General features: G+C 60.9%; 6 protein-coding genes, 1 pseudogene and 1 other annotated feature. Of the genes and pseudogenes, 5 read left to right on the top strand and 2 right to left on the bottom strand.

The window, feature by feature from the left end; genetic code table 11:
* The 4 genes and pseudogenes from Q1A36_RS20960 to Q1A36_RS20945 form a co-directional block, all read left to right on the top strand.
* Positions 1-921: pseudogene (locus Q1A36_RS20960) on the top strand (type VI secretion system tip protein VgrG); the annotation flags it as partial.
* Positions 921-1,958, top strand: coding sequence for a DUF2169 domain-containing protein (locus Q1A36_RS20955; protein ID WP_299848062.1), 1,038 nt, complete (start codon positions 921-923; stop codon positions 1,956-1,958). The pseudogene Q1A36_RS20960 and the gene Q1A36_RS20955, both read left to right, overlap by 1 nt.
* Positions 1,955-3,463 (top strand): PAAR-like domain-containing protein, encoded by a 1,509-nt coding sequence (locus Q1A36_RS20950; protein WP_299848060.1) that lies wholly within the window; start codon positions 1,955-1,957, stop codon positions 3,461-3,463. Before Q1A36_RS20955 ends, Q1A36_RS20950 begins: the two co-directional genes overlap by 4 nt.
* Positions 3,464-4,147: a T6SS immunity protein Tdi1 domain-containing protein gene (locus Q1A36_RS20945; RefSeq protein ID WP_299848056.1), complete on the top strand. Its 684-nt coding sequence runs from the start codon at positions 3,464-3,466 to the stop codon at positions 4,145-4,147.
* 61 nt (positions 4,148-4,208) lie between these two features.
* Here the strand turns inward: Q1A36_RS20945 and Q1A36_RS20940 are convergent.
* Positions 4,209-5,476 (bottom strand): IS3 family transposase gene (locus tag Q1A36_RS20940; protein WP_299848054.1). Its coding sequence is split into 2 segments (ribosomal slippage): positions 4,209-5,188 and positions 5,188-5,476, totalling 1,269 coding nucleotides; the frame shifts between segments, so codons are not numbered across the junction.
* Positions 5,079-5,195, bottom strand: a sequence feature (AL1L pseudoknot). Its footprint overlaps the gene before it by 117 nt.
* A gap of 15 nt (positions 5,477-5,491) precedes the next feature.
* Positions 5,492-5,830, bottom strand: a complete 339-nt coding sequence (locus Q1A36_RS20935) for a hypothetical protein (protein WP_299848052.1) — start codon at positions 5,828-5,830, stop codon at positions 5,492-5,494.
* 103 nt (positions 5,831-5,933) lie between these two features.
* Here Q1A36_RS20935 and Q1A36_RS20930 point away from each other — a divergent pair, with 103 nt between their 5' ends.
* Entirely contained in the window at positions 5,934-6,065 is a 132-nt protein-coding gene (locus Q1A36_RS20930) for a hypothetical protein (protein WP_299848049.1), read from the top strand.
* Positions 6,066-6,139 lie beyond the last annotated feature (74 nt).

Genomic DNA, 6,139 nt, shown 5'->3' with positions numbered 1-6,139 from the left:
GAGGTCGTGGTCGAGTTCCTCGAAGGCGATCCCGACAAGCCGCTGGTCACAGGCAATGTGTTCAACGGCAAGAATGATGCGCCATACCCGTTGCCCAAGCACAAGACCAAGGCCGTCTGGCGCTCGAACACCCACAAGGGCGAGGGCTTCAACGAGATCGCCTTCGAGGATGAGAACGGCATCCAGAACATGTTCTTCCACGCCCAGAAGGACCAGACCACCCGCGTGCTGAACGACCGCATCAAGCGCGTCGACCGCCACGAGGTCGCTGCCGTGGGCAAGAACCGCGCCGTCGAGGTCGGTGGCAATCAGAAGCACGAGATCGGCGGCTCGATGAACACCGTGGTCGGCGGCACGGGGGTCTCGGCCTTCGCGCTGATGGCGGCGGTCGGCGGGCTGGCCGGGCATACCGCCGGTCTGTTGAAGCAGGCGGGCGAGGTTGCGGGCGGCGCCGGGCCGGGGCTGGATCTGTTTGCCGGCACCGTGGCCTCTTCGGCGCTCGGCTTTCTGGGCCTGAGCGGCCTGGGCGATCGTGCCCGCGTCGTTGGTGGCGATAGCGACCGGCCCGATGCCGGGCGCGCGCTTGGTGATGCAGGCAGCGGTGTCGGCGGCGCGGCGGCGGGGCTGTTCCCGCTGCCCGGGATCATGAACACCATCGTCGGCAGCTTCAAATCCGACACGATTGGCATTGCCCGGGCCGAACAGATCGGCGTCTCGAAGGTCACGAACATCGGCTCGACCGCGCTGGAAAGCGTCGGCAAATACAAGAAGATCGCGGTGGGCGAGGAATTCGTCATCGAATGCGGCGACAGCAAGTTCATCATGAAGGCGAATGGCGAGGTCATCATCCTCGGCAAGACCTTCAACTTCGTCGCCACGGATCACTTCCAGATGCGCGGCAAGCCGATCGACATGAACTGATGGAGCTGGTGAACCCGACCCCCTTGCCGGGACTGGCCTTCCGGCAATTTGATCAGAATGGCGATCTGGACTGCGTCGTCACCCTGCGCGGCACCTTCGAGCATGTGCAGGACGGCCCGGCCCGATGGGTCGAGGACCAGATGCCGCTGCAATGGCAGGATGCCTATGCGGGCGACCCGCATCAGACCCCGATGCTGCATCAGGGCGATCTGGTGCCCGAGAAGACCGGCACCGACGTAACTTGTCTGGGGCGCAGCCACGTGCCCGGCGGGTCGGCGACTCAGTGGACCTGCGGCATGGAGATCGGTCCGATCCGCAAGACCTTGCATGTCAGCGGCCCGCGAGACTGGCAGCCGGTGGTCAGGCCAGCGCGATGGCCGCTTCGGCGTCAGGACGAGGTGACGGATTGGCGCTTGGGTGACCCGCAACCGGCTACGTTCGTCGATCTCGACTGGCGGCTCGCCGCTGGTGGCCGCGCGGCCTTCGGTGCGGGTGAGCCGGATGCAATGAACCCGCTCGGTCGCGGCCGCATCGGCCTGCGCGAGGCATGGCAGGCGCGCCCCGTCCCGGCGCCTCAGATCGGCGCCCGGCAGGACCCCCAGCCCTCTGATCCACCGGCGGGCCTCGGTCCAGTGCCGCCCTTCTGGCCTCAGCGCGCGCGTTTCGCCGGCACCTATGACGAGGCCTGGCAGGCCGAGCGCCACCCGCTGCTGCCTTTGGATTTCGACCCACGCTTCTGGCAATGCGCCCCCGAGGATCAGATCGCGCGTCCTTTCCTGAAAGGCAATGAAGCCTATCTGCTGACCAACCTCCATCCGCACCACCCGAGCGCCGCAGGCCGGCTACCCGGAGTGACCTTCGCGGTCCGGCAGAACGAGGGTGACTGGCTACCCCTTGACCTCGACGGCGTGCAATTCGACTGGCGCGACCGGGCGCTGATCCTGCTGACCTGGCGCGCCCGCTTTCCCTTGCCCGAGGCTCAGGGCGTCAAACTGCATCTCGCCTGGCGCTGGTCGACCCATGCGGAGGCCGCATGAGTATCCCCCGCGACCAGACTGGCGACACCTATATCGGCGAACCGGGCTATCCCGCGCCCTGGACGACCAGCACCCCGCGCGAGGGCCTGCGCGACACGGATGAGGCCCGGATCATCTCGCTGGCCCCGGATGTCTGCCGCTCGCCCGGCACGCCGGTGCCCTATCCGGTGGTCGATTTCTGCGGCCATGACGAAAACTACACGCCCTCGGTGCGCTTCACCGGCCAAAAGGCCATGGTCATGCGCTCGAACACCAGCCATGTCCATGGCGACGAGCCGGGCATCGGCAAGGGCGTGAAATCGAACACCGTAGGTGGCATCAGCGAGCCCATAACCCACGCGGCTCAGGTCCGCGCCGAGGGCAGCCACGTCATCCGACATCTCGACCGCTTCTGGATGAACAACCGCAATACGGTGGGAGAGGCGGTGTTTGTCAGGGATACGAGGACCTATACGGCGCCGGAGGACGACGACCCACTGCCGGGGTCGATGGTCGCGCAGGACATGGCCTTCGAACCATATCAGGTCGCCCAGAACATGACGGGAACCATGACCGACGCTGGGGGGGCGATTGCCCAGCCTCGTCCGACGGCAGAGCCCAGGCCACGCCCACAGACACGCTCTAAACCTCGAACCGGAACCCGCAGGCGTGGATTGCTTGGCGTGATCCTTTCGGACATGGAAAGGGATCTGTCGATGTCGCCTGAACAAAGGGCGGCTGAAGGTCGAGCGTTTCAAGTCATCCGGTCTTCGGCTGGTCAAGCTGCAATCATTAAGCACCGACTTCTCGCGGGAAGACAGCCCGTCAAAGGCGTTGGAGACCTTGTGGGCAGCGAAGCTTGGTCTGGGAAGTATGGCCTTGTGATCGGCGCGGAGGAGCGGATACCGCTCGCCAATGATATTCTGGGGCACATAACCGGTCACCCACAGGATGTCCGAGAACTTACCGAAGAGCAGGTCCGGGCGATTCTTGCTGCCGCTGCTAGCAAGGCGGATACTGGAAATCGTGAAGGTGTCCGGGTGTCGGCGCGGGCCGCTGAGAAGCATGAGGTCGAGTGCTTCGAGGTTTCACCCAGGTATGACCGTGATGAATACCGTGACCAGTTGAAAAAGCAGGAAGATGAGTTGAGCGAGATGTCGCCGGAGGAGTATTTGGAGCGAAGGCGAGCATATAAGGAGGGGGAGACCGTAAGAAGTGGGACACCTCAAAGGGAAGCACGAGAAAGCTGGCTCCGGATACGTGAGCGGGAGCTTCGGGGCGAAGGGTATAGCCGCAGCCAAGCCAAGGAAATGGCAGCGGACGAAGCCAAAGGTCTGGCAGCGCTGCATGCTTTGGATCTGGTGGCCGGCGGGTTAGACAAGATATGGCGAATGGGGCATCGCGGGGTAAACTCTTCTATAGGCAGCAAGTGGATAAAGAAGGGTCGACTTACCAAGCTTGACGACTATGCCGAAAGCATCAAGGGCAAGCAGGGGAAGATGAATGTTGAACTGGAGGATTGCTAGGTGGTTGAGTTAAGCGAAGACTACGAAGGCTATGTTGAGGAATCACGACCAAAGCTACTAGTTGGAGATATTGTGGACTGGTCTGAATATCGAATCGACTACAGCATACCTTCTGATAGTTTTCATTTTCTTCAAGCCTTCCCCAGTTTTTCTGCGTATGAGGGTCGGCTTCTGATTGGCGATCCAAGGATATTTTCTGGTATTTTGCCGTTAGTTTTTCAAGCAGACACTGAGCTGCATCATCGAGATACAATCGTGGTTGGTCACTCAGCTTTTTCGAGGTTGTTTTGCTGGAACAGAAAGTATGGCCCGATCTTGATTGATTTGATATCTGCGCGCGTCGAATGCAGTGCGTTGGTGCACCCAGAGCAACGTAACGTCCTTTCGAATGTTGATTTTGAATTGTTAATTTCGGTTAGGGACGTGGATGTCCTCGACGAAGAGGACGAAGACGGCAAACTTCTTTTTGAGCGCGCGAATAAGAAGTATGGGCCACTCGACTACGGTCAATGTTATGGCTTCCGCCTAGCGCTTCCGCTGGGAGGATACCGAACACTGGACAAACTTGAAAAACTGTCCGCGCCCGAGCATTTTTCATTCCTTGCGCAACTACAGCCGTTCAAGCTGATCGACTGGGGAACTACAAACGATTTTGGGCTTCGAGTGATCCGAGAAATCGGGTGAGTTCGTGCAGCGCATGCCACAATGAACCGCGCCGGGTTTGCCGGAGGCTGATTTCGGTTAGTTACGCGGCCATGACTTCAGTTTCCAGAGCTGCGTAGAAGTTGGCCTTGGCTTCGGCGGGCGGGATGTTCCCGATCGGCTCCAGCAGACGGCGGTTGTTGAACCAGTCTACCCATTCGAGTGTGGCATATTCCACCGCTTCAAAACTGCGCCAAGGCCCGCGACGATGGATGACCTCGGCTTTGAACCACCCGTTGATCGTCTCGGCCAGCGCATTGTCGTCGCTGTCGCCGACACTGCCGACCGATGGCTCTATTCCCGCTTCCGCCAGCCGCTCGCTGTAGCGAATGCTCAGATATTGCGAGCCGCGGTCCGAATGATCAACCAGCCCCATGCCCTTGGCGGGCCGCCGGTCATGCACGGCCTGCTCCAGGGCATCGAGAACGAAGCCTGCATGCGCCGAGGTGCTGACGCGCCAGCCGACGATCTTGCGGGCATATGCGTCGATGATCGAGCCACGGGAACGCCACTGGTTCGAGTGACCATGGCGAGGGGCCACATAAGCAAAGCCCTTCCAGGTGGCGACGTAAGTGAAGTCGCTGACCCACAGCATGTTCGGCGCAGGCACGCGGAACTGGCGGTTCACCTTGTCCAGCGGACGTGGTGCCGATCTGTCCGGGATCGTTGTCCTGCGCGGCTTGCCACGGATAATCCCTTGTATCCCCAGCCCCTTCATCAACCTCCCGACCGAGCAACGCGCGATGTCGAAGCCTTCGCGACGCAGTTGCCGCCAGACCTTGCGCACGCCATAGACCTGATAGTTCTCTTCAAAAACCCGCAGGATCTCGGGAGGCAGCGCATCGTCACGGCGCGCCCGATCAGACTGCCGCGCCGGGTCGGCACGCTTCGCCAGATGGCTGTAATAGGTAGACGGGGCGATCGGCAGCACGCTGCAGATCGGCTCGACCCCATGCATTCCTCGATGCGCGTCGATGAACGACGCCATCACTTCGACCGGCGGTCGAGCTCCGCCAACGCAAAATATGCGCTCGCCTTGCGCAGGATCTCATTGGCTTGCCGCAGTTCGCGGTTCTCGCGCTCCAGGGCCTTCAGCTTCGCGGCCATGTCGGTCGAGATACCGGCGCGTCGGCCGTTATCGACGTCGGCCTTCTTGACCCAATCGTTCAGCGTATTGGCCGAACAGCCGATCTTCGCGGCAATGGACACAATGGCCTGCCAGCGCGACCCATGCGGTCCCTCGCCGTCGAGAACCATCCGCACCGCACGCTCGCGAACCTCAGGGGAAAACTTGTTCGTTGTCTTGCTCATGATGCTCCATCCTACTCAAGAGTAGGAGCCTCCGGCAAAACCGGCGCGGTTCAGTATGCCGTCGTAAATGATCTGGGTGAACGGGCCGGCGACCTGCTGCGCATCTTTTTGCTGCGAGGTGAGGTGGAGCGCGGCGATGTCGCGGCCCTCCTGGGTGTCGCTCCGCGCACCGCGCGCAATACGATGAAACAGTTGCTGGATAATGGCGTTGTGGGATTGGAAACTCCGCGCGGCGCCCTCATGCTGCGCTTCCCCTGCAAGACGCACGATGTCCTCTTTCCGAAACTGTTTGACATCGATTGAGGCAACAGGCCCGTTTGCTGTCGGACCCAGACAGTAGCTCTCCTCTGCCATGGCCTCACTGATGTCTGTAACGGCGCGGGCTGATGGTCGATGGAGATCGGAGCACTCAGGGCGATAGGCACCTCATCTGCTTAGAACTGAAATTTAGTATGGCATGCAATTTTTTGCCTTGTCATCGCTTCGGGCTTTTCTCTATACTTTCCGCATGATCCTGATCTCGCTTAACAATATGACCTGCGTGCCGCTTGATGCGGCGAGCGACGTCATTGGTGCGGCACATCGTTGATCCTCCCCCTGTGAAGTGGTCCGCCGTTATTATGAGGAAACGGAGGATCAGAGATGGCAAACAAGAGACCGAAG

The organism is uncultured Paracoccus sp. (assembly GCF_947487305.1).
Taxonomy (GTDB): domain Bacteria; phylum Pseudomonadota; class Alphaproteobacteria; order Rhodobacterales; family Rhodobacteraceae; genus Paracoccus.
The sequence above is the reverse complement of the archived record's forward strand: the minus strand, read 5'-3'. Positions and strand labels throughout refer to the sequence as shown.

Excerpts from the sequence above, each read along its gene's own strand:
- Q1A36_RS20955 (WP_299848062.1), top strand. The coding sequence starts at position 921 with ATGGAGCTGGTGAACCCGACCCCCTTGCCGGGACTGGCCTTCCGGCAA.
- Q1A36_RS20930 (WP_299848049.1), top strand. The coding sequence starts at position 5,934 with ATGCAATTTTTTGCCTTGTCATCGCTTCGGGCTTTTCTCTATACTTTC.
- Q1A36_RS20935 (WP_299848052.1), bottom strand. The coding sequence starts at position 5,830 with ATGGCAGAGGAGAGCTACTGTCTGGGTCCGACAGCAAACGGGCCTGTT.
- Q1A36_RS20950 (WP_299848060.1), top strand. The coding sequence starts at position 1,955 with ATGAGTATCCCCCGCGACCAGACTGGCGACACCTATATCGGCGAACCG.